The following is a 19,843-nucleotide window of genomic DNA, read 5'->3' as shown; positions in this document are numbered from 1 at the left end:
GTGAGAGTCAGCGGGGACAGCGTGCCAATGATATGGCACCTGTCCCCGGAGCATTTCATGGCCCTGCCACATGACGACATCACCAGTCTCGTCATCAATGCGTACTACGTCGTGTACAACACCCTGCCGCGCGGCCTCACCGAAGTGCTCTATCAAAGAGCATTGGCGATCGAACTCGAAGGTTTCCCACTGACCGTGCAGCGAGAGTGCGCGTTCGATGTCTGGTACCGAGCTCGGTGCATTGGCCGATATCGAGCCGATCTGGTCGTCAACGATGTGGTGTTGGTGGAGACCAAGTGCGCAGATCGGCTGGTTCAGGTGCATCGAGAACAACTGACGCGGTATCTGAAGATCTCAAATTTGCCGGTTGGGCTGTTGCTGAACTTCGGCGATCGGGCGGAGGTGCGGCGGATCGTGCTCTGAGGGAGCGGTTGCGGACAGGTGGGGGAACGTGACTGGCCTGGCGTGGCCGCCTTCGGCGGCGATACCTGCAGGATCAACCGCGGGATAAAAGCAGGATGCCCTCGGCGCCGGTCAGAAACCGCTGTTCAACAACAAAGAACATTTTGAGTTGAACAGCGGTGAACTTGTGGCAATCACCAATGCAATCTTGCAGGTATCCGGCCGTTGATCCTGCAGGTATCGCGCCCCGTAGGGGCGCCCCTGAACCTCGCCTCCGCCACCAATCCGACTCGAAGCGTGCCTTCCCGGCTCAGCGGAACACCGGCGTCACTCCCATCTGATCGAACACGAACGCATACACGTCGGCCGTCTCCTCGATCTGCTTGCCGAGCGACGAGCTGCCGTGGCCAGACTGGGTCTCGATGCGGATGAGCACCGGCGCATCACCTCGGTGGGCCTCCTGCAGACGTGCCGCAAACTTGAAGGAGTGTGCGGGTACCACGCGGTCGTCGTGATCGGCCGTTGTGATCAATGTGGCCGGATACCGCACGCCATCGCGCAAATTGTGTAGGGGCGAGTAGGCGTACAGGTAGCGGAACGCATCAGGGTCTGCACTCGAGCCGTAGTCGGCAATCCAGTTCCAGCCGATCGTGAACGTATGGAAGCGCAGCATGTCCATCACGCCCACCGCCGGCAGCGCCACGGCCGCGAGCTCCGGACGCTGTGTCATCACCGCGCCGACAAGCAACCCGCCGTTCGAACCGCCCTGTATCGCCAGGCGCTCGCTGCGCGTGTATCGGTTGGCGATCAGCCACTCCGCCACGGCGACAAAGTCATCGAACACGTTCTGCTTGTGTTCCTTCATGCCCGCCTGGTGCCAGGCCTCGCCATACTCGCCACCACCACGCAGGTTGGCCTGTACGAACACGCCACCCTGCTCGAGAAACGCCACCCGCAGCGCGCTGAAGGCCGGGGGCAGCGAGACGTTGAAGCCACCGTATCCGTACATCAGCGTCGGGTTGTTCCCGTCGAGCACCAACCCCTTTCGCGCCACGATGAACGCGGGAACCCGCGTGCCATCCTTGCTCGTGACAAAGACCTGACGGGTTTCGAATTGCGAAGGGTCGAACGGCAGGGTCACAGCGCGGTAGACCGAACTCACCCCGCTCGCGAGATCGTACTTGTATACGGTCGCCGGCGCGGTGAACGAGGTGAAGGTGTAGAACACCGTCTGCGTCTCGCGTTCGCCATCGAAGCCGATGGCCGTTCCCAATCCGGGCAGGTCGACGTCGCGGATGTGGGTGCCACTGTAGGTGTGCATCGCCACGCGTGACGTGACATCACGCAGGTGCAGCGTGAACAGGCGTCCACCGGCCGTGTGCACCGACTCCAGCGGCTCGTCTCGCTCCGCGATGATCACCTGCCACTGGTCTTCCGACGGATGATGCGGATCCACGCGCACCACCCGCTGGTTGGGGGCTCCACGATTGGTGAGGATCAACAACGCATCCCCATCGTTGTCGAGCACCCGGAGCTGATCGTCGAAATCCGTCCAGATCGGCAGCCATCCCAACTCAGGGTGCCGCGCGTCCTGCACCAGCACCGCATTGCCATCCTTGCCCTGGCCGCGGTCACTGATCTCGAGCACGGCAAACCGTTCGTCCTCGGTGGTCCCCAGTACGTGAAAACGCTGCGGGTGTTCGGCGTCGTGATAGATCAGCCGGTCGTCCGCCTGGCTCGTGCCCAGGGCATGGTAGTAGACCTGGTGATCCTCGTTCTTGGACGAAAAGACCCCGTCTTCCGCAGCCGGCTCCGGGTATCGGCTGTAATAAAAACCGTCGCCCTGCCAGGCGATCGCCGACACTTTCACCCAGTCGATGGTATCAGGAAGTGCGGTGCGGGTGGCGAGATCGAGCACCTGGATCTGCTGCCAATCCGAGCCGGCATGACTGATCATGTAGGCGATGTAGCGAGCCTGACCATCGAACGTGAGGCCCGCCACGCGGGTGGTCCCGTCGTCCGACAGGGTATTCGGGTCGATCAGGACCTCGGCCGTCCCTTCCTCACCGGCCTGCAGGTAGTAGACGGGCTGGTTCTGAAGTCCCTCATTACGGGCGAACAGCAGCCATGGACCGCGTCGTTCGGGGGCCGAACTGCGAGGGTAGTCCACCAAGGAGGTCATCCGGTCCCGCAACGCATTGCGGAACGGGATCCCCTGCAGGTAGGAGGACGTGACCGCATTCTGTGCACCCACCCAGGCCGCCGTTTCGGCCGACCGATCGTCCTCCAGCCAGCGGAACGGATCCGCGACGGAGGTGCCATGATAGACATCGACAGAATCGTCTTTTCGCGTGGCGGGGTATTCTGGGCGGATTGACATAGGTCGGAAGCATAAATGGGGGCCATTGAAAACCGGGCGTAGGACCTTGGGCTACCGCCCCCTAGCGCGTGGGCGTCAATCACTTTTAAGTTCCAAAGCTCTCCCGGAAACGGGGGCGTTCCAGTCCCGGGTTGACCGTGGTCACGAGGGTTCGTGAGGCGGATCGGTCCGGAGGCGATGCCACGATTGTTCGGTTCGGAAGAATTCGCTTCCGGGCGCCGCGTCGACGGCCTCTCGCGACGAAGTCCTCCCAGGTGCGCGTGGTGCGTGCCCGGGACACCTCGAATCCGAAGGACCTGAACGGGCCGCTGTGTTGGCGCCCTGGAGTGTACGATGCATCCGTTTATCGAGACCCAGAAGGAGTGGATGAAGGAAGTGGCGCCGTTCCGGCCCGGCGACACGGTGCGTGTCAGTGTTCGCGTGAAGGAAGGCGACAAGGAACGCGTCCAGGCCTTCGAAGGTGTCTGCATCGCGCGCCGTGGCGCCGGTGTGAGCGAGTCGTTCACGGTGCGTAAGGTGTCGAATGGTATCGGCGTGGAGCGCATCTTCCCGGTGCACAGCCCGATGCTGGCCGATATCGTGGTGGTGCGTCGTGGTGCCGTGCGCCGCGCGAAGCTGTACTACCTGCGTGACGTGACGGGCAAGGCGGCCCGCATCAAGGAACGCAAGGTCATTCGCCCCGCGAAGTAAGACGCCGTCGCGTTTCGTCGAGTCAACGGCTGCGCCATGGCGCGCTGGAGCCCGATCGAGCGCACGCTGCGTGCACAATACGGTTCACTCCTTGTCGGGGTGGATGAAGTCGGACGGGGCCCGCTCGCGGGCCCCGTCGTCGCATGTGCCATTGTCATGCCGGCCGATCGGCGGGCCATCGCCGGGGTGGACGATTCCAAGCGCCTCGATCATCGCACGCGGGTGACGCTCGCCGCGCGGATCCGCGACCACGCCCTGGCGCTGTCACTGGGCGCCGCCAGCGCACGGGAAGTGGATCGCCTCAACATCTACCACGCCACCGTGCTGGCTATGCAGCGGGCGCTGGCGCGCATTCCGCAGCGACTCGGCGCGGAGCCTCATCATGTGGTGGTGGACGGCAAGCCGCTGCGCACCCTGGGCGTTGTGCATACGGCGGTCGTGAAGGGCGATGCCAAGTGTTATGGCATTGCCTGCGCATCGATCGTGGCCAAAGTGACCCGCGATCGGCTGATGACGGCCCTCGCGCAGCGCCATGGGCACTATGCCTGGGAACGCAACGCGGGGTATGGCACCACGCAGCATCGTGATGGCATCAGTCAGCATGGTTTGACGGCACACCATCGCCGGAGCTTCTGTCTCAACGTGCAGACATCGCTGGCCCTCGACCCAGTTGCGCCGCACGGCGATGAACTCCTCCTCCTTCCGGAACTGTCCGATGATTGAGTCGCTCGCGTCCGTGTTTCGTCCCGGCCTGCTCAATGGCCAGGTTGCACTCGTGACCGGAGGTGGGACCGGGATCGGACTCGGAATCTCCGAACTGTTGGCCGAGCTCGGAGCGCATGTGGTCATTGCGAGCCGCAAAGCCGACAACGTGGAGCGTGCGGTGCAGGGCATCGTGGCGCGCGGCCAGTCGGCCAGCGCCGTGACGCTCGATGTGCGGAATGCCGACCAGGTGAAGCAGGTGGTGCAGGACATCGCGCAGCGACTCGGTCGCATCGATGTGCTGGTGAACAACGCCGCCGGCAATTTTTATGCGCCCAGTGCGACGCTCTCGCCGAATGCCTGGAAGAGCGTGGTGGAGATCGACCTGTACGGCACCTTTCACTGCTCGCAGGCCGTGTATCCCGTCATGGCCGGGCAGGGCGGCGGTCGCATCATCAGCACGTCGATGACGCTGCATTACCGCGGCTGGCCACTGATGGCCCATGCGACGGCTGCCAAAGCCGGTGTGGATGCGCTGACCCGCACGCTGGCCGTGGAGTGGGCGCCGGAGCGCATTCGGATGAATGCCATTGCCCCGGGCCCCATTCCCACCGAGGGCGTCAAGAAGGCGTTCACGCCACCCGCCGAGAGTGGCGTGCCGGATCTGTTTGCGGCGGCCGAAGAGAAGATGGCGGAGTATGCGCGGACCGGGATTCCCCTCGGGCGATGGGGCACGCCACGCGATATCGCCAATATGGTGGCCTTCCTGGCGTCACCCGCCGGCGACTGGATCACGGGCGCGATCTTTGTGGTGGACGGCGGCGAATGGCTCTCCAAAGGCGGCCGTCAGGGCCCCTGAAAAGCCCCGAACACGGCCCATGACGCGACGCGTGCGTCATGTTTTCGCCCAAAAACGAAAAAATCCCCCCTTTCCGGGTGATTGTTATCACGGACGATGGAAAATGGGACGGAATTCGTGATATGAAGCACTTCGCTGCCCTCTGTTCGTGAGCACTTTCAGCCTGTGGTTGGCACCCAACGCAGCGCGCACGTCGGCGCGCTCAACGCCGGACGCCAACCCCGATCACACCGAGTAAAGCTGGTGTGCAGGCCTACACGAAACAGAGGAGATCACCCATGCGATACGTCAAGTTTGCAGCCACAGCGGTGCTCGCGGCCACCACGTTGAGCGCCTGTGCCACGAAGGGCTTCGTCCGTCGTGGTCTCGAAGAGCAGCGGGTGGCGCTCTCCACGGAGCGCACGGAGCGGACGACCGCCGACAACGCACTGCAGAACGATGTGCGTGGTGTGCGCGGCAGCGTGGACAGCCTCCGCACCGACCTGAACGCTCTGCGTACGGACCTCCAGACGCTGCGCACGGAATACGGCGCCAAGATCACGGCCCTCGAAGGCGCGGTGAAGTTTGCGATGCCGGTGCACTTCGGTTTTGACGACGCAGCGGTGCGTCAGGAAGATCAGGCCGCGCTCGAGAAGTTCGCCCAGGTGGCCCAGTCGCACTATCCGGGCGCGACGATCACCGTGGAAGGGTTCTCGGATCCGGCCGGTAGTGCGGCGTACAACCTGCGCCTCTCGCGCGAACGGGCCGATGCGGTGCGCGACTTCCTCGTGACCAAGGGCATGGATGGCGCGGCCCTCCGCACGGTGGGATATGGCAAGGCGCGTCTGGTGCGGCCGGGTGCCAAGGGTGACGAGTCGGGCGCGGAGCTGAATCGCCGGGTGACGTTTGTCATCGAATCGTCGGGCGGCACGACGGCCACGGTCGCGGCGATCACGTCGCCGGAGTAACCCGTCGTCCATCGACCGGCACCACCGCGCATGGCGCACCGGTGCTGGTCGAGACGGTGGGTGAGGCGAACGGCGCGGGAGCTTTGCTCTCGCGCCGTTCGTGTTGTCTGCCCCCAGTTGACCCCCACTCGTAAACCGGTGATCCTTCCACGGCGCATGTGAGCAGATTCCGCTTGCCGTACGACCGGGTAGCTCAGTCGGTAGAGCAGCGGACTTTTAATCCGTAGGTCGTGGGTTCGATCCCCACCCCGGTCACGGTGAAGCGGAGCCTCCTCACTGACGCGAAATTGACACCCCACTGCATGGAGCCTCATGCGGATTCCTTGTTGTTGCGGGCCGTTGCGGCCTTGGTGAGTGCCCGTCCCACGGCCTCTGAAACCGCACCGGTTTCTTGGCTCGCGGTGTAGCGGCGTGTCATGCGGGGATTGGTGTGGCGCAGGCCGCGTTGGATACGGGCTTCTGGGACGTTCCCGTCTGCCGCCCATTGCCCGTAGCAGTGACGCAGGCTGTGGAGCGTGACGTCCGGTTTTTTGATGGCGTTTGCGGCGCGCATGAACTGAATGCGCAGCCACTTGTAGCGGAGGCGCGATGGGACGCCCGCTTCGATCCATGCCCAGTATTCGGCCGGGACCTGCACGATGCCGCTGGCGTCGTCGGTTTTGGTGCCTGGGATGCGAACACTGTACGTGGCGGGCAACAGATTGCTTTCGTCGCACGCGAGGTACTCTTTCGCGCGCATGCCTGTGAGCACGATCGTCCAGGCTGCTGGCCGTAGGTCCTCCCGTAGCTCTTCGACGAGGGCCAGAAACTGGTCGGGACTCAGATCCGGTACGCGCTCATTTTCTTTGGCGTAGGGCACGCGCGCCATGATCTCCAAGCGCATCGGGTGCGTCTTGCCACCGAGCAGGATGGTCAGGAACCGACTGAGGAAACGCCGCATGTGCATCCAGTCAGACGGCGAGCGCTCGTCGAGCCATGCCGCCTTGAGATCTTCCCAGTCGACGGTGCGCAGGCTGGCCACCTGCAAGGCCTCGGGATCCTCGCACTGCTCCAGCAGCGCGTTCAACAAGGCGTGTGCAGAGACCCCGTACCGCTTCTGGGTGAAGCCTTTGCCCATCAACGGCAAGGTGTTGTCGATGGTGGCATCGAGCGGTGCCACCAAGCGGACGTAACCGAGGAGTGCGCGCTGTCCGAGCTCGGGGTTTTCCCGCGCGTAGTGATCGAGCTGCTCGATGGTGATGATGCGCTCCTGGAGCGCGCGCAGGACATCCGTCTGCGATTCCGCGATCAAGCTGCCGATGAGGGCCACGCGCCGATCATGCACCCGCTTGGTGCTGGCGTGGGATTCGATCTGCAGCAGCCCGAGGCCGAGGCGCTTGAGGTTATGGCGAATGCGCGGCACTACCGTTCCTCGCGTCGCGTCGCGATGAACGACTCGACATCGGCGTCGTAGAAGATCACGCAGGTGCGCCCGAGCTTGTGGCGCGGCCGCACGTTGCGCAGCACCCATTCGCGCGTGCGAAACGGCGCGCCATCCTCCGTCGTGAAATGGCGCTGCACGATTTCCTCGGCGGTCCGTGGCCGCCCTTTGGGTGGTCGCATGGACGCCACTTCGGTGGAGGGATTCAGCACCAGAGCCCGTGCCATCAGTGAATCCTCGGTGGGCTGATGCTGATCAGGCGCGCGCAGCCGGGGCACCACGTCTCCGGGCGGCAGGCCAACGTCTCGCCCTCCTGCACGCGGGTGGCAATCCAGAGCTGATGGTCGATGCCCTGGGTGATGGGCTCGCCGCACAGCCCGCAGTCGCGGGGACTGTGCTGGATGTACGCGTCAAACGCCGCCGCTACACGCGCCGAGGAATACTCGGAGCCGTGCTTGGCGCGCATGACCTCCACCAACGCGGCCCAATTCGCATCGAGTCGGCACTCCTCGAGCTCGCGTTCGATCTCGTCAGGCGTGGCCACGATGGCCTCCCGTGGGCATGCCACAGCAGCGCAGGATCAGGCGCGCGCACGCACGCCCCACCGCAATGGCGATGAGAAACGCGATGGTCCACTCGGACAACCTCATGCGACCTCCGGCGCCCGCGTCGGGCGTAGTGTGAGAATGACCGCACGTCGGGTGCGGCTGTCGGGACGGCGCATGCGGCGCTCCACATCCGGCATCTCGCGGGCGCGCAGCATGACCAGGTCTTTCGTGCAGCCCAACGCCGAGGCGATTGTGGCGGGATCCGTGACGCCGGCGCGCAATTGCTCGCGGATCTGCTCTTCGCGTTCTTCCTTCGGCGTCCACTGGCCGGTGCGATAGCTGCGCCGTGCCATTTAGGCCACCGCCGCCACGGTGTCGTCCTCACTCGACGCCGGCTGCGCCTTCCGCTTCGGCTTCTTCGCCGCTGCCTTGGTGGCTTGCTTCTCGGCCTTGGCCGCAGCCACCAGTTGTTCCTTTGTCTCCCGCTCCGTGGCGGCCATGATGTCGACAATGTTCACGCCCATCACCTCGGCCAACTGCAGCAGGGCCGGATACTGACGGTCGGCGAAGTAGTCGCTCACCCGGACATCTCCCGACGTGGCGAGCACCATCAGCACCAGCGCGCGCACCAGATGCCGTTCCGTACGCGTGGGGTCATCCACCCACGTCCGCACTTCCTCGGCCTGCCAATGCCAATTGGCCGTCAGTGGCGCGGGCAGTGCCAGGCCCAGCACCTCGAGCAACACGATGTCCTTGGGCCCTTCGAACACCTTGGTGCAGTCGATGATGAGGTGGAGCAGCGCGCGCAGGAGCGGGACGCTGTGAAGACCGGCCGGTGTCACTTCCGCCAGCACGGCCCGCACGCCGGCGATCCGCGCCCGAGACTTGATCTGATAGCGCTGCTCGCGCTGAGCCTGGGCCTTCGCGGATTCCTGCTCGCTACGGGCCTTCTCAGCGGCGCGCGCTTCTGCTTCCCTCGCCTTGAGTTCCTTCTTGCTCGGCATTGGCGCCCCTTCCGGTAGCGTCGCCGCGAGCTGCTGCTGTTCGATGCGCCGGGCGAATGCTTTCTCTTTGGCCCGGAAGCAGGCGACGTCGAGGCACGCTTCCCCACGCGCGTTCACGAGCTCGGGGAACAGCGTCGGCGCATGGCCACTGCGCTTTTCACAGGTCGTGCACGCGCCGGCGCCCTTCAGCAGCGTGCTGTCATCGAGCGGCCAGGACACCACCGACAAGCGGCGGTAAAACCGCGCCTTGAGATCGGCGCGCAGGTCCTCGAGCGTCGGCACGCGCACGGGCTTCCACGTTTCTTCCGCGAGATAGCCGTGCGGATTGTCCTCCGTGAAGACCGCAGCGAGGTCCTCGTCCGGCGGGAGGTCTTCTTCGATCTCAGGCGCCGCATCCACGTCGGTGAGTTTGACCGGCGACAGGTTGAACACCTCCCGCAGCACGTCATCCTGGACCGCGCTGGGCAGCTTGGCCAGCTCCTGGGCGTGCGTCACCGGCAGCAGACCGACGTGCATGGACTGCTGGGCGGCCGGCGACAACTGCAGCAGGGCGAGCCGCCCGCGCACGTAGGCCTCGGGGCGTCCGATTTCTGCGGCGATGGCCGCGAGATCCCAGCCCGCCGCCTGCAAGTCGCGGATCCCGATTGCCTCATCCATCGGGGGGACATCGGCACGCTGGAGGTTCTCGGCCCACAACACCATCAAGAACGAGTGGTCGTCCATCTCCCGAACATCGGCATCGATGTCGGTCCAGCCCAGATGCAATGCGGCCAACGAGCGCCGATGGCCTGCGGCGAGCTCGTAGTGCTGCACCGACGGATCCGCGCCCTTGGGCGTCGCCATCGGCCGCAGCAACACGCGGGTCAACTGGCCGTGCTGCTGCAGGCTCGCCCCCAGCGCCTCGATCTCGTCGAGCGTGATGATCTTGCGGGGGTTCGAAGGGGAGGCGTGCACTTGTCTGAGCGCGACACGCATCGGCACCGCCGCCCGGCGCACGGTGGCTTCTGGGGCCGCTTCGGGAGCGTACGGCTCGACGGTGCCAGCGACGTTGTCCGGGGCGATGTCCACGCCTTCAGTGACCACGACAGGGCTCATGATTCGATCTCGGTTGAGGCTTCGGTGGGGGCTGGAGCGGGGGCCGTGGCCGCCGCACGGCGGGCGGCGATGATGCAGGTGATGGCGGCATCGAGCCGCTGGTGTGCGATCTGGCGCGCGGGGGACAGGGCAATCCACTGCCGCATGCGGCGCAGGATCGGCGTGGGCACGAGGCCAATGGCTTGGCCGCCATAGCCCTCGAAGTCGGCCGCATTGCCCGGTAGGAGCTCGCTGGCGGCCCGCGCGACGTCCGTGAAAGCCACAGGCTTCGCCGCATGGATTTGGCTCTCCACTTGGCTCATGGCTCTCGCCAGCAGGTGTTGCGACGCGTGGTCCCGCCACGTGCGATGCCATGCATGGGGGCGCGTGGCGATCCGTTGGCGCCAGGCGACCATCTCTTCGACCTGTCCGAGGTACCGGCCGTGCGCGAACACGGACACAAACGCTTTGATGGGCAGCCCACGCCGTCCACCGGACGCCATCTGGTGGGAGACGGTGCGCTGATGCGACTCGACGTCACACCGAAACCGATCCCCGGCGTGCACGATGCCGTACTTGATCGCGGTGGCGCCCAGGCCCTGCAGGCGCGCCAGGCGATAGCGGGTGGTCGGCACGAACTGCACCCGCGGAATGCGGAGCGGCGGTTCGTAGTCCACCGACGGCCGGATATCGCTCCCGAGCGTCGCGGTGGTCGTGGCCGGCACCCAGAGGCACCGGAACAGCTCTTCGTCACCCAACGTGGTGAGCTCGCGCGTGCGCAGCACTTCCTGCAGCACGGGTGCCACGAGCATGGGGATCGTGAGTGCCCGGCCCGTCGAGCCCTCCTGCGCTTTGAGCAGCTTCCACGACCGCTCGGCCAGCGCATTCACGCGTCGTTTGAATAGCACCAGGTCGTGATGGTCGATCGCGCGCAGCGGCCGGTCTGGCACTTCCGGTACCGGCATCGCGCTCGGCCCGAGGATATCGCGCACGGCGGTGGGTTCACTCATCGCGCCACCTCGACCGGTCCTGCGACAAACGCAGCGCCGAGGCCATCCAGATACGCTTCGCCCGCGAGCTCGGCCCGCAGACGCGTCACCGGCCCATGAATGCCGAGTTGTGCCAGGTGTGCGGCGTTGGGATCGCGACGCCGAATTCCATCCAGCACGCGCCGCAGCAGCTCGATGGGGACCGCGCGCGCCGTGCCCACCAGACACACACACTGCAGTGCGTTGCGGGCGAGTTCGAGGTTTTCGTCATCAGTCGCGGCTTCATCCCACGCCAGCACTTTGCGTAGCGCGATCGATGCATCGGACCCGAGACGGCCGACCCATTCCATTGGCGCGACGGTGCCACGGTCCCACGTGTATGACGAGGAGCGACCCGAGCCGAGGCTGACATAGGTGAGGCGACGGGCAGCGCTCATTGTCCGCAGATCCAGATGGCGGCCACGATGCCCCACACGATGGCGGCCAATGCCATCACCAGGGCGATCGTCAACAGGCCACCGATGGACTGGGCGCGCAGCGGCGCGGCTTTGGGGTCAGGGTGACGGTGCATGATGATGCCGAGCCACAGGCGGGACACGAGCACCGTGAGTCCCGCCGTGAGCAGCACGCGAAACGCATACGAGCAGTCGCTCATGCTGGTACTCCCGGCAACACCCGTGGCTGCATCTGCCGGCGCAGGATCCGTTCCGCACAGGGATTGATCTCGCCGGCGTACGTGTTGCCGTCGCACTCGCGCACCAGTGCCGCCAGCTCTTGGGTGAGCTGCGCCCACGCCTCATCGCGTGGCACCTCAATGTCCCGGAACGGGTGGTGCAGCAACTCCTTCACCGCCGCGACGCTATTGTCGTCGGGCTGCAATCCCCACAGCGCGACAAAGGACTCGGCGCCGCCGAATCGACTGCGATACCACGGCCGGGGCGCACCGGGCACGTAGCACGCCAAGAAGGTCTCGCCCTCGGAAGTTTGATACTCCACGGTGCGCCGCTCCTGACCGTCGGGCACAGGCGGCAAAGCCTCAACGTCGAACGGGACGACAACACCCGGGCCCAGTGGGAGCGGCGCTGGCTGATCGCCATGCACGTATGCCGTGAGCGAACGGTCGGTCTGCCCGGCCACATCGAGCTTCTTGGCCGTCTTCGCATCCGCGATTTCGGCATCGAGTTGGCGAACCTGCTGCCTCAGCGATTGGTTCGTCTCGCTCATGTTCTCATCCCTCGAAGCGCCACGACTTCTCGGCGCATCACGTGGAGGCGGGCCGACATGCGACGCAGGGACGCGCCCTGCTCGGCGTTCTCAGCCAGTGCGGCATCGATCCCCGGCAGGTCCAGTAACTCCAACGCGCGCAGTGCCCGAGCTTGGGCGACATCCGTCTCTGCGCCCTGGCGCGTCTCGCGCTGCCATTCGGTGGCGTAGCAGTCCGGCGTGTCCGGGCGATACGACTCCGCCCAGGCGAGCCACTTGAAAAACAGTGCCTCGAGCGCGCCGGGATCGGTCGCTGGCGACTGCGCGATGGCGATGATGGCGCAGCCGATCACCGACAGCGACAGCCCCCGCACATCGGCATCGTCGCGCCCCATCTCGTAGAACGCGCCGGCGGGCTGGGGGAAGCGCCCTGCCGGCGAGCGCTGGCCACACGCGCGCACGTCCTGCCGCACCATGGCGGCGAACTGCTCGCCGGCTTCCCGCACCGACAGTGGCCGTGGACGCTCCAAAACGGCCGCGCCGCTTTGGTTGGTCATCGAGTTTGTGGTGGCCATGTTCGTCAGGCGGCCGTGGGGCGGGACGCTGCGGCAGGCATGGCGGTCACGTGCTCGGCGCGCGCAATGAGCTCGTCGATCGCCGCCTCGAGCGGGATGCTGTCGCGACCACCCTTCGCTACGAGCTGGAGGTGCTGCAGCGTCACGTCGTGTTTTTCGGCGAAAGCCGTCTGGGTTTCGCCCAATGCCGCCAATGCTGCCTTGAACGGCTTCCGCCGGTCGATGCTCGGCATATGTTCTCGGGTTGCACCGTTAAGAGTTGAACCGTGTTGAACCGTGCAAGGGAACAATAGGGATCAAAAGGGATCACCGCAAGGGTCAGTGATCCCTTTTGATCGACGCGAGGGGTAATGGATCAGCTGGACAGGGCGCTGGAGCTGTTTTGGGAGGAGGTCGCCGGGAGCTCCCTGCGACGGGCGGCGGCGCGCGTGCCGGTCCCGTATTCCACCGCAGCGGGCTGGAAGGGCGGGAAGCGCCCGCAGGGGGAGAACAAGGAGGCGCTTCTGAAATGGGCCACCGCGCGCGCGAAGAAGGCACGCCAATCCAGCTACGACACGACCTACGCCGAGCGTTCGGGAGCACCCTTGCGGGTTGCTGAAGGGGTGCTCGGTGCCGCTGAGGCACGTACTGCACGGAACATCAAACGCCTCGCCGAGATTCGTGGGCGCGCGCAGTCTTTGGTGTCGATGCTCAAGGCCGTCTTAGCCGATCAACAGACGGTTGTGGACGACCTTGAGCCGTGGTCGAACATCGAGGCGAACTACATCGCGGCGAATCTCAGCGCGGACGCCGTGGCAGAATTGGGCGACGCTGCCGGTGACCTCTTGGCGAGCGTCGAGCAAGAGAACGCACAGGCGAAGCCGAAGAAGAAGGGCAGGGCAGAATAGGCACGATCGCTTGCTGTGTTTCTAATTCGCCCAATGTCGTGCGCAATAGCGCGAGGCGGAGGCGCCCTCGGTACTGCAACGATCTTCGCGGCGACACACCGGTGCTGACTGCCAGCGAATGAGTGGGGTGCCCAGGCCACGCAATTAAGATGTCTCCGGTTCGTGCGCGTAGGCCGAAGAGCAATAGGGGCGCTAGCACACGGTAGAAGGAGGGCGGGCGAGAGTGCAGCCAGCGCAGCGCAGTGAGATGTGTGAAGAATCGTTGCATCAATCACCAATTCTGGAGGTGTACATGTTGCTCCGTGGAATCGGGAGGACGATTGAGTTCGCTCGCTGCGTTTTGTTTGCGGCTACGGTCGCCGCCACCCCGCTATCGGCACAGACTGCGGTCGAAATTGCCGTTCCTTCTCCGACAGGAGACTCGAAGATTGCGAGTCTTGTTCGCGTGGAATTCGATCGCTTCAAGCAACAGACCGTCGCATCGCTCGAACTTCCACCGGTGCGGGCGAGCACGGCCGACGGCCGATCGTTCACCACTCTACGGCCATCAGCGCACTTCGTGTACAAGGGTGAGACGCCACAAGTCCCTGACTTCGTACTGCTGATGGTGCAATCGCGCAGTGCCCAGTGGGAATATCTCCGCTGCCACGATCTCCTGTTTCTTGTCGATGGGAAGCCCTTCGAAACGCCTGCAGCCGATCACGATGGCCGGGTACTTCGCCCGGGTGTTGGCGAGACGGTGACTGTCATGCTCCCTCCGGCAGCACTCATTGCGATGGCCAACGCCACCAAGGTCGAAGCGAAGTTGTGCCGCGACGAGTTCGAGTTCGATCAGCAGGCGCGACTCGCGTTTCGTGAACTCGCGAGCCGGATGAAGTCCCAGTGACTGTGGGCGCCCAGAAGCTCTGCAAGTGCGGATGCGGTGAGCCAATCGCTGCGCGGAGGGTCTTCGTCAACAAGGTCCATCAACTCCAGTGGATGGCAGCCGGCGGAGCGCGCGAACTCAACGCCATGCTGCCCGATGAAGTCCGAGTGCGCGGCGGGCAGACCGTGGGGCGTCGCCTCCACGCATCGGGACAACTGAAGCGCTCGGCCGAGAAGGGCGGCGCGCGCAGTCGTGAGATTGCGGCTGAATTGCAGCGCACCCGAACGTCCCCTGACGGAGGAACTCTGCGGTGATGGTGCCCAAGAAGGCCTCCGATCAACCGGAGCGCTTTTTCAACGAAGGCCCCTCTGAGTGGGCACAGATCAAGCACAAGATCCTGTCGGGGTACCTTCGCGTCTTCGTGTACAAGCTGCAGCGTGCATCCGACACCATTCTTGTGGTGGATGGATTTGCTGGGGCTGGTCGATATGCGGACGGCAGCCCTGGGTCGCCACTGCTCGCCGTCGAACTCAATCAGGATCTTGCGATGAAGGATCGTGGCATTGCCATCAATGTCCACGCGATCGAGCAGGATCCCGAGTGCGTGAAGTCCCTCCAAGAGGCGCTGCAGCCGTGGACTCGTGTGCCGCAGCGTGCGTGGGTCATGCCGGGGGGATTTGCCGACTATGTCGACGAAATCGCCGCGCGTTCGGCGGGCATCCCGACGTTCATTTTTCTCGATCCGTTCGGGGCTGGGGTGACCATCGACAGCCTCCAGCCGCTGCTGAATTCGGTGCGTTCGGCCCCCCTTGAACTGCTGCTGCGCGTGGACGCCACGCTTCTCACTCGGTTCGCTGGACAGGTGCGGAAGGGTCGCGATCACCCGGAGTATCGGCAAACTGCTGAGGCCTTTGCGGACCTACTCAAGCGCATGAACATCGATCCCGATGTGATCTCAGACTCCCTTGAGGACCGTCGCCAATGGCTGCGGCACCGTCGCCGCGAGGTGGTGCTTTCTCGCTATCAAGCGGCTTTCGCCAAGCGTTTCGCGTACGCTCAGTATCTGCCAGTGCGCCCGACTCACGGTGCTGCTCCGAAGTACTATCTACTCCATGTGAGCGAAAGCCCGCACGGATATGTGATGATGAACGATGTCGTGAGCAAGCTGCTGGAAGGGCAGGATCTGCAGGAACAGTCGCGCAAACAGAATCGCAGTGGCCAGGGGAACCTGTTCGCACCGGTTCCGTCCCTCCGCATCCCCGATAGCGAAATTGACTCTGCTCTGCTGGACGCTGCTGAAGCGAAAGGATCTAGAGGGGCGGAGTTTATCGAGATCCGCGCGGCACTCGTGCGACGCTTTGGCACAACTCTACGCCAGAAGGACCACAACGCAGCGCTGAAGCGCCTGCGGGATTCGGGGCGGCTCGAGATAGGTCCGGTTACGAACAGCAACTACGACCGCGCGATCGTGCGTTTTCTCAGGCGCTGATCAACTCTCGGGGAAACTCCGAGTAAGTCTCGCCGTCGAGTAGCCGCCCGCCGGCCTTGGGCGTGAAGCCGCCCCACTGCTTCCAGAAGAACGCCACGTCGTGCCGTCGGCAGTTCTGCAGCAGACCCCGCGCCCAGGCCGGATCACACGGCCGGGCGCCGGCACCACTCTCCCCGCCGCCGATGACCCAGTCGATCCCCGTCAGATCCAGCGTGTCGACGGGACCCAACAGCGGCTCGGCCGAGATGAAGCGCACTGCGGCGGGGATCTCGCGCAGCGCATCGGCGCGGCGGGCGACGTCCATGTTCTCGATCGAGGTGCCGACCCACACGTTCTCCGGCCAGTGCAACTCGGACGCGAGGCGCGCGGCGCGCTCGGGCCGCTTCGTCAACAGCTGGAACTGATGCTGTGAGGCGATGGCCATGATGTCGAACACCGCGCGGATCATGTCCAGCGAGAACTGGGCATGGAACACATCCGACATGCTGTTCACGAAGACCCGCCGGGGCTCCCGCCACGTCAGCGGCAACAGGAGGCGATCGTCCCAGAAGCGCGGCGCGAACGGATCTTCCCGATTCGCCGGCGTGTCTTTCACCGGCAGCCGCTTCAGGTAGACGTCTTTCGTCTTTCGCTCGGCCACGATGGCCGCGTAGCAGTGATCACAGCCCGCCGAGATCTTCGTGCACCCGGTCATCGGGTTCCACGTCGCGTCGGTCCATTCAATGCCAGTGTTCGTACCCATAAGTCCGCCTGGAGAGGGTGCACCGTGCACGGTGCGGTCGACACGGTGCAAGTTTCACTGCGGTATTCCCAAAGCGCCAGTCGGCGCCGTCATCTCGATCGAGGGTGTGTCACATGTGCGGCCGATTCGTGAAGAAGGGATTGAAGTACGACGCGGATGGGAACCCAGAGATCGGCGGGTTCAATGACATCCGTATCATCTACCGTGGCCAAGGGATGCTGCGCGAGCGGTACAACATCGCGCCGGCCTCGCAGATCAGTGTGCTGCGAACGACCGATGAAGGCGTGGTTGCCGACGATGCCCTGTGGTGGCTCCTGCCGCCATTCGTGACCGACGCGAAGGACTGGATGAAGAAAGCTGCCACGTTCAACGCGCGCAGTGAGACTATTGCCACGGCACCATCCTTCCGCAGTGCATGGAAACGTGGCAAGCGGTGCTTGATTCCCGCTGATGCGCTGTATGAATGGCAGAAGGTGGGCACGGCGAAGAAGCCCCACGCGATCCTGCGCCGTGATCGTGCGCCATTTGCGTTTGCCGGAATTTTCGAGGATGGATCTGCAGGCCTTAGTGCCACGATCATCACGCTTGAGCCGAACGCGCTGTTTGCGCCGCTCCACAATCGCATGGCCATGATCCTCCCGCCTGAGGACTACGCGGCATGGCTCTCGCCGGACACCGATCCCGACCAGGCGATGGCGCTGATTCGCAAATGGGATCCCGGCGAGTTCAAGGCGTACGAAGTCTCGAAGCATGTCAGCAACGCGCGCAACGAAGGGCCCGAATGCTTGGCGCCCGTCGATGATACGCGCCTGCTCTAAGCGACAATCGTTCCACGTCCCACCGCTGCAATCGCGCGAATTCTGACCGCGATCAGTCGATGATAGAGCGGGTCCGGTACCCGCTGCGCGGTCAGCCACAGCGAGCCGAGGGACGCCGCCTGGTGCGCATCCTCGCACTCCACCAGTGGGCCGTGGCCGAGATCGAGGTAGTAGCGCATGGGGGATGCTACTCAAGGGCGTCAGACGGCTGTCAGTTTCCCACGCACGGGCGGTAGACAAAACCGAAGATATCCCGAAACTTTCGGAATGACAAGCTCCGCCCCTCTCCCACCCCTCCGGATCGCCGTCGTGGATCGGGGCACCGAGTGCGAGATCCACGTGCGCAACGCCGGCACCGAGCCTCTCAAGCGTCTGCGGCTGCAGGTCGCGGACCAGGGACGCCTGTGGGACCGCGAGAGCAATCGCTACACGGGAGAGATTGCGGAGGGTCTCCCGACCGAGCTGGCGCCGGATGGCCGAGCCAAAGCGCTGCTGCGCCTCACCGTGCACCGTCGCTGCGTGCACGTCTCCGTCACGGCCATCGCCGGCGCGGCGCTGCAGCGATGGCGGGGCTGGGTCTTCGTTGGTGGCTTCCACGTGCCTGCGATACCACCCTGGCCGCAGCGCCTCATGCAGGACACGACAACCCAGGTCACGCTCGTCCTCACCGGTCAGGGGCCACGGCGTGTCATCACGCTGATCAACGAGGGCACATCCATCCTGCGTGACTGCTCGATGGACCTGCTGTCCGGCGAGGACCTGGTTTCCGGGCTCCTGCAGGGCCGCTGCCCGCAGCGCATCGATGTAGGTGGGCGGGTGACACTCGTCCTCGAGGAACAGGGGCCTGAGCGGGCCTATGTGCTGTCGTTCCGGTATGTCGATTTCCGGGGGCAGGACCACGTGATGGCGCGGGATCTCGTGGTGGGACGACCGACCTGAAGGCCTGGCCCCTGTGGGTTGACGCAATGGGTGCCGCAATAGAACCAAGCTGGCTCCCACCGTCTCCTTGTTGGAGGGATTGACCCATTTCCCCCTAGAGTAGGACCAACAGCGCGGCCGCTGGTCCTCATCCCCCATTCCCAATCCCAGGAGCCCACTAACCGCCAGCCATAAATACGACCGAGCGATCCCGATTGGGGCCGCTCGTTGCGGGAGCTGACCCGAAGCAGATCTGCCACGATCTGCGATGAATGTGTGATCCACGGAACGTCCAATGGCACAGAAGCACAATCGGCGCCCCAAGCGCCCCAATGCGCAGTACTACCGCGGCGGCGGCCGCACCAGCTCCACCAGACACGCTCGGTCGTTGCGTCGACGGCCTTGCATGACGTACCGCTGGACACAGGCGGTCTTGATCTGCGTCGGCGTCGTGCTGCGTGATACGCTGATCTTCGAGGTCTTGAAGGTGCTCTTCCTGTGGTACCGGAGATAGCCCAGTCAGCAGTTCCCCTTGGCACGGTGGCAAACCCACTGGGCCAAGGGGGCATCTCCGGCCCTCGTCAGGCTCCCGCCCGGACTGCACATTCCCCTGCAATTCGCCCCCGCCGCGCAGCCACGCGACGAGGGCGGCCAGTGCCGATGGGCGGCAACTGGCGTGTCTGCTATGGGGTGATGCAATGCGGAAACTGATCGCGGCAATTGCGATGGCGGTTGGACTCACGGGGCGCGCGGGAGCGCAGCAGACATTCAACCTCTTCCCCCCGCTCACCTTTGCGGGGTGCGATGTGGGCCTGGGATCCTGCCACCAAATACGGGTGACTGGTACGCAGCATCAGGATGCCGGCGGGACGCTCTACGGCCCGGTGCTCAACCTGGTGGCGACGAGCACGTGGTACGCGACCGGGGGCTTTCACGATAGTGGGCTCGGATCGGCTTGGTACATCAACGGCTATGCTCCTGCGATGCAGGCCGACGTCCATCACGCCAGCAACTCATGCTATTGGGTTGGCAACATGGACCGGAGTTGGTGCGAACCCGGTCGCGTCGATCCCTGGCAGAACGGCCTGCATTTGGACGGGCCGACGCCATGGCGCCCGGAGTGGATCGACCTCCATCTCGTGTATCTGGATGGCCCGCGGGGAGTGTACCCGTGGGACACGGAACAACTCCGATTCTCGACACTGCGTCTGACGGCAGTCCCTGAGCCCAGCACCTACGCCTTCTTGGCCACGGGATTGTTGGGGGTGTTCGCGCTGCGCCGTCGCAGAACACGCTGATCCAGAGCCTCTGCATGTCAACGGCGCCCGTCA

Annotated in this window: 27 protein-coding genes and 1 tRNA gene; 14 read left to right on the top strand and 14 right to left on the bottom strand. The window is 64.7% G+C overall.

Annotated features, from left to right (window positions below; translation table 11 throughout):
* The first annotated feature begins 57 nt into the window (after positions 1–57).
* Entirely contained in the window at positions 58–423 is a 366-nt protein-coding gene (locus GAU_RS11845) for a GxxExxY protein (protein ID WP_041265494.1), read from the top strand.
* A gap of 289 nt (positions 424–712) precedes the next feature.
* Here GAU_RS11845 and GAU_RS11840 read toward each other — a convergent pair whose 3' ends face one another.
* Entirely contained in the window at positions 713–2,782 is a 2,070-nt protein-coding gene (locus GAU_RS11840) for a prolyl oligopeptidase family serine peptidase (protein ID WP_015894108.1), read from the bottom strand.
* Between the two features lie 333 nt (positions 2,783–3,115).
* Between GAU_RS11840 and rplS the strand changes: the two genes are divergently transcribed.
* The 5 genes from rplS to GAU_RS11815 all read left to right on the top strand — a co-directional run bounded on the left by rplS (position 3,116) and on the right by GAU_RS11815 (position 6,235).
* Complete coding sequence (rplS, locus tag GAU_RS11835) at positions 3,116–3,472, top strand: 50S ribosomal protein L19 (protein ID WP_015894107.1); 357 nt, start codon at positions 3,116–3,118, stop codon at positions 3,470–3,472.
* 36 nt (positions 3,473–3,508) lie between these two features.
* Positions 3,509–4,195, top strand: a complete 687-nt coding sequence (locus GAU_RS11830) for a ribonuclease HII (RefSeq protein WP_015894106.1) — start codon at positions 3,509–3,511, stop codon at positions 4,193–4,195.
* Positions 4,188–5,033 carry an SDR family oxidoreductase gene (locus tag GAU_RS11825; protein ID WP_012683783.1) on the top strand — a complete coding sequence of 282 codons (846 nt, stop codon included), beginning with the start codon at positions 4,188–4,190 and terminating at the stop codon, positions 5,031–5,033. Before GAU_RS11830 ends, GAU_RS11825 begins: the two co-directional genes overlap by 8 nt.
* Positions 5,034–5,311: 278 nt before the next feature.
* A complete protein-coding gene (locus GAU_RS11820; protein ID WP_052574399.1) occupies positions 5,312–5,980 on the top strand; it encodes an OmpA family protein in 669 nt (222 codons plus the stop codon).
* A 182-nt stretch (positions 5,981–6,162) separates the two neighbouring features.
* Positions 6,163–6,235, top strand: a tRNA-Lys gene (locus GAU_RS11815).
* 55 nt (positions 6,236–6,290) lie between these two features.
* Here the strand turns inward: GAU_RS11815 and GAU_RS11810 are convergent.
* The 11 genes from GAU_RS11810 to GAU_RS11760 all read right to left on the bottom strand — a co-directional run bounded on the left by GAU_RS11810 (position 6,291) and on the right by GAU_RS11760 (position 13,026).
* Positions 6,291–7,382 carry a tyrosine-type recombinase/integrase gene (locus GAU_RS11810; protein WP_012683781.1) on the bottom strand — a complete coding sequence of 364 codons (1,092 nt, stop codon included), beginning with the start codon at positions 7,380–7,382 and terminating at the stop codon, positions 6,291–6,293.
* Positions 7,382–7,627, bottom strand: a complete 246-nt coding sequence (locus GAU_RS11805; protein WP_012683780.1) for a hypothetical protein — start codon at positions 7,625–7,627, stop codon at positions 7,382–7,384. Before GAU_RS11805 ends, GAU_RS11810 begins: the two co-directional genes overlap by 1 nt.
* Complete coding sequence (locus GAU_RS11800) at positions 7,627–7,944, bottom strand: hypothetical protein (protein WP_041265493.1); 318 nt, start codon at positions 7,942–7,944, stop codon at positions 7,627–7,629. Before GAU_RS11800 ends, GAU_RS11805 begins: the two co-directional genes overlap by 1 nt.
* Positions 7,945–8,046: 102 nt before the next feature.
* Entirely contained in the window at positions 8,047–8,301 is a 255-nt protein-coding gene (locus tag GAU_RS11795) for a hypothetical protein (RefSeq protein ID WP_012683778.1), read from the bottom strand.
* Positions 8,302–10,047, bottom strand: coding sequence for a ParB/RepB/Spo0J family partition protein (locus GAU_RS11790; RefSeq protein ID WP_012683777.1), 1,746 nt, complete (start codon positions 10,045–10,047; stop codon positions 8,302–8,304). It abuts the gene before it with no gap.
* Positions 10,044–11,036, bottom strand: a complete 993-nt coding sequence (locus GAU_RS22475; RefSeq protein ID WP_012683776.1) for a hypothetical protein — start codon at positions 11,034–11,036, stop codon at positions 10,044–10,046. Before GAU_RS22475 ends, GAU_RS11790 begins: the two co-directional genes overlap by 4 nt.
* Positions 11,033–11,452 (bottom strand): hypothetical protein, encoded by a 420-nt coding sequence (locus GAU_RS11780; RefSeq protein WP_012683775.1) that lies wholly within the window; start codon positions 11,450–11,452, stop codon positions 11,033–11,035. The genes GAU_RS22475 and GAU_RS11780 overlap by 4 nt, the downstream gene beginning before the upstream one ends.
* A complete protein-coding gene (locus GAU_RS11775) occupies positions 11,449–11,670 on the bottom strand; it encodes a hypothetical protein (RefSeq protein ID WP_012683774.1) in 222 nt (73 codons plus the stop codon). Before GAU_RS11775 ends, GAU_RS11780 begins: the two co-directional genes overlap by 4 nt.
* Positions 11,667–12,239, bottom strand: a complete 573-nt coding sequence (locus GAU_RS11770) for a hypothetical protein (protein ID WP_012683773.1) — start codon at positions 12,237–12,239, stop codon at positions 11,667–11,669. Before GAU_RS11770 ends, GAU_RS11775 begins: the two co-directional genes overlap by 4 nt.
* Positions 12,236–12,793: a hypothetical protein gene (locus GAU_RS11765; protein ID WP_041265492.1), complete on the bottom strand. Its 558-nt coding sequence runs from the start codon at positions 12,791–12,793 to the stop codon at positions 12,236–12,238. The genes GAU_RS11770 and GAU_RS11765 overlap by 4 nt, the downstream gene beginning before the upstream one ends.
* A gap of 5 nt (positions 12,794–12,798) precedes the next feature.
* Positions 12,799–13,026 (bottom strand): hypothetical protein, encoded by a 228-nt coding sequence (locus GAU_RS11760; protein WP_012683771.1) that lies wholly within the window; start codon positions 13,024–13,026, stop codon positions 12,799–12,801.
* A 117-nt stretch (positions 13,027–13,143) separates the two neighbouring features.
* On the opposite strand from GAU_RS11760, the gene GAU_RS11755 reads away from it, so the two are divergent.
* The 4 genes from GAU_RS11755 to tcmP all read left to right on the top strand — a co-directional run bounded on the left by GAU_RS11755 (position 13,144) and on the right by tcmP (position 16,034).
* Positions 13,144–13,680 (top strand): hypothetical protein, encoded by a 537-nt coding sequence (locus GAU_RS11755; RefSeq protein WP_041265491.1) that lies wholly within the window; start codon positions 13,144–13,146, stop codon positions 13,678–13,680.
* Between the two features lie 445 nt (positions 13,681–14,125).
* The gene (locus GAU_RS11750; RefSeq protein WP_041265490.1) at positions 14,126–14,566 is read left to right on the top strand and encodes a hypothetical protein; all 441 of its coding nucleotides are present in this window, start codon (positions 14,126–14,128) and stop codon (positions 14,564–14,566) included.
* 92 nt (positions 14,567–14,658) lie between these two features.
* On the top strand, positions 14,659–14,859 hold the full coding sequence (locus GAU_RS11745; protein WP_012683768.1) for a hypothetical protein: 201 nt from the start codon (positions 14,659–14,661) through the stop codon (positions 14,857–14,859).
* The gene (tcmP, locus tag GAU_RS11740) at positions 14,859–16,034 is read left to right on the top strand and encodes a three-Cys-motif partner protein TcmP (protein WP_012683767.1); all 1,176 of its coding nucleotides are present in this window, start codon (positions 14,859–14,861) and stop codon (positions 16,032–16,034) included. The genes GAU_RS11745 and tcmP overlap by 1 nt, the downstream gene beginning before the upstream one ends.
* Here tcmP and GAU_RS11735 read toward each other — a convergent pair.
* Entirely contained in the window at positions 16,024–16,776 is a 753-nt protein-coding gene (locus tag GAU_RS11735; RefSeq protein ID WP_012683766.1) for a DUF5131 family protein, read from the bottom strand. The two genes, tcmP and GAU_RS11735, sit on opposite strands and share 11 nt — an antisense overlap.
* Before the next feature lie 113 nt (positions 16,777–16,889).
* Between GAU_RS11735 and GAU_RS11730 the strand changes: the two genes are divergently transcribed.
* Positions 16,890–17,594 (top strand): SOS response-associated peptidase, encoded by a 705-nt coding sequence (locus GAU_RS11730; protein WP_012683765.1) that lies wholly within the window; start codon positions 16,890–16,892, stop codon positions 17,592–17,594.
* Here GAU_RS11730 and GAU_RS11725 read toward each other — a convergent pair.
* Positions 17,591–17,773, bottom strand: coding sequence for a hypothetical protein (locus tag GAU_RS11725; protein WP_012683764.1), 183 nt, complete (start codon positions 17,771–17,773; stop codon positions 17,591–17,593). The genes GAU_RS11730 and GAU_RS11725 overlap by 4 nt on opposite strands.
* A gap of 130 nt (positions 17,774–17,903) precedes the next feature.
* Between GAU_RS11725 and GAU_RS11720 the strand changes: the two genes are divergently transcribed.
* The 3 genes from GAU_RS11720 to GAU_RS11710 all read left to right on the top strand — a co-directional run bounded on the left by GAU_RS11720 (position 17,904) and on the right by GAU_RS11710 (position 19,810).
* Positions 17,904–18,533 carry a hypothetical protein gene (locus GAU_RS11720; protein WP_012683763.1) on the top strand — a complete coding sequence of 210 codons (630 nt, stop codon included), beginning with the start codon at positions 17,904–17,906 and terminating at the stop codon, positions 18,531–18,533.
* A 274-nt stretch (positions 18,534–18,807) separates the two neighbouring features.
* Positions 18,808–19,026, top strand: a complete 219-nt coding sequence (locus GAU_RS11715) for a hypothetical protein (RefSeq protein WP_012683762.1) — start codon at positions 18,808–18,810, stop codon at positions 19,024–19,026.
* 184 nt (positions 19,027–19,210) lie between these two features.
* Positions 19,211–19,810, top strand: coding sequence for a PEP-CTERM sorting domain-containing protein (locus GAU_RS11710; RefSeq protein ID WP_012683761.1), 600 nt, complete (start codon positions 19,211–19,213; stop codon positions 19,808–19,810).
* Positions 19,811–19,843: the final 33 nt, after the last annotated feature.

The organism is Gemmatimonas aurantiaca T-27, assembly GCF_000010305.1.
GTDB classification, from domain to species: Bacteria; Gemmatimonadota; Gemmatimonadetes; order Gemmatimonadales; family Gemmatimonadaceae; genus Gemmatimonas; species Gemmatimonas aurantiaca.
This window is presented reverse-complemented; position numbering and strand designations above follow the sequence as displayed.

Excerpts from the sequence above, each read along its gene's own strand:
- GAU_RS11755 (WP_041265491.1), top strand. The coding sequence starts at position 13,144 with ATGGATCAGCTGGACAGGGCGCTGGAGCTGTTTTGGGAGGAGGTCGCC.
- GAU_RS11715 (WP_012683762.1), top strand. The coding sequence starts at position 18,808 with ATGGCACAGAAGCACAATCGGCGCCCCAAGCGCCCCAATGCGCAGTAC.
- GAU_RS11730 (WP_012683765.1), top strand. The coding sequence starts at position 16,890 with ATGTGCGGCCGATTCGTGAAGAAGGGATTGAAGTACGACGCGGATGGG.
- GAU_RS11745 (WP_012683768.1), top strand. The coding sequence starts at position 14,659 with ATGGCAGCCGGCGGAGCGCGCGAACTCAACGCCATGCTGCCCGATGAA.
- tcmP (WP_012683767.1), top strand. The coding sequence starts at position 14,859 with ATGGTGCCCAAGAAGGCCTCCGATCAACCGGAGCGCTTTTTCAACGAA.
- GAU_RS11825 (WP_012683783.1), top strand. The coding sequence starts at position 4,188 with ATGATTGAGTCGCTCGCGTCCGTGTTTCGTCCCGGCCTGCTCAATGGC.
- GAU_RS11760 (WP_012683771.1), bottom strand. The coding sequence starts at position 13,026 with ATGCCGAGCATCGACCGGCGGAAGCCGTTCAAGGCAGCATTGGCGGCA.
- GAU_RS11710 (WP_012683761.1), top strand. The coding sequence starts at position 19,211 with ATGCGGAAACTGATCGCGGCAATTGCGATGGCGGTTGGACTCACGGGG.
- rplS (WP_015894107.1), top strand. The coding sequence starts at position 3,116 with ATGCATCCGTTTATCGAGACCCAGAAGGAGTGGATGAAGGAAGTGGCG.
- GAU_RS11725 (WP_012683764.1), bottom strand. The coding sequence starts at position 17,773 with ATGCGCTACTACCTCGATCTCGGCCACGGCCCACTGGTGGAGTGCGAG.
- GAU_RS11795 (WP_012683778.1), bottom strand. The coding sequence starts at position 8,301 with ATGGCACGGCGCAGCTATCGCACCGGCCAGTGGACGCCGAAGGAAGAA.
- GAU_RS11805 (WP_012683780.1), bottom strand. The coding sequence starts at position 7,627 with ATGGCACGGGCTCTGGTGCTGAATCCCTCCACCGAAGTGGCGTCCATG.
- GAU_RS11765 (WP_041265492.1), bottom strand. The coding sequence starts at position 12,793 with ATGGCCACCACAAACTCGATGACCAACCAAAGCGGCGCGGCCGTTTTG.
- GAU_RS11830 (WP_015894106.1), top strand. The coding sequence starts at position 3,509 with ATGGCGCGCTGGAGCCCGATCGAGCGCACGCTGCGTGCACAATACGGT.
- GAU_RS11775 (WP_012683774.1), bottom strand. The coding sequence starts at position 11,670 with ATGAGCGACTGCTCGTATGCGTTTCGCGTGCTGCTCACGGCGGGACTC.
- GAU_RS22475 (WP_012683776.1), bottom strand. The coding sequence starts at position 11,036 with ATGAGTGAACCCACCGCCGTGCGCGATATCCTCGGGCCGAGCGCGATG.
- GAU_RS11770 (WP_012683773.1), bottom strand. The coding sequence starts at position 12,239 with ATGAGCGAGACGAACCAATCGCTGAGGCAGCAGGTTCGCCAACTCGAT.
- GAU_RS11790 (WP_012683777.1), bottom strand. The coding sequence starts at position 10,047 with ATGAGCCCTGTCGTGGTCACTGAAGGCGTGGACATCGCCCCGGACAAC.
- GAU_RS11735 (WP_012683766.1), bottom strand. The coding sequence starts at position 16,776 with ATGGGTACGAACACTGGCATTGAATGGACCGACGCGACGTGGAACCCG.
- GAU_RS11845 (WP_041265494.1), top strand. The coding sequence starts at position 58 with ATGGCCCTGCCACATGACGACATCACCAGTCTCGTCATCAATGCGTAC.
- GAU_RS11780 (WP_012683775.1), bottom strand. The coding sequence starts at position 11,452 with ATGAGCGCTGCCCGTCGCCTCACCTATGTCAGCCTCGGCTCGGGTCGC.
- GAU_RS11820 (WP_052574399.1), top strand. The coding sequence starts at position 5,312 with ATGCGATACGTCAAGTTTGCAGCCACAGCGGTGCTCGCGGCCACCACG.
- GAU_RS11840 (WP_015894108.1), bottom strand. The coding sequence starts at position 2,782 with ATGTCAATCCGCCCAGAATACCCCGCCACGCGAAAAGACGATTCTGTC.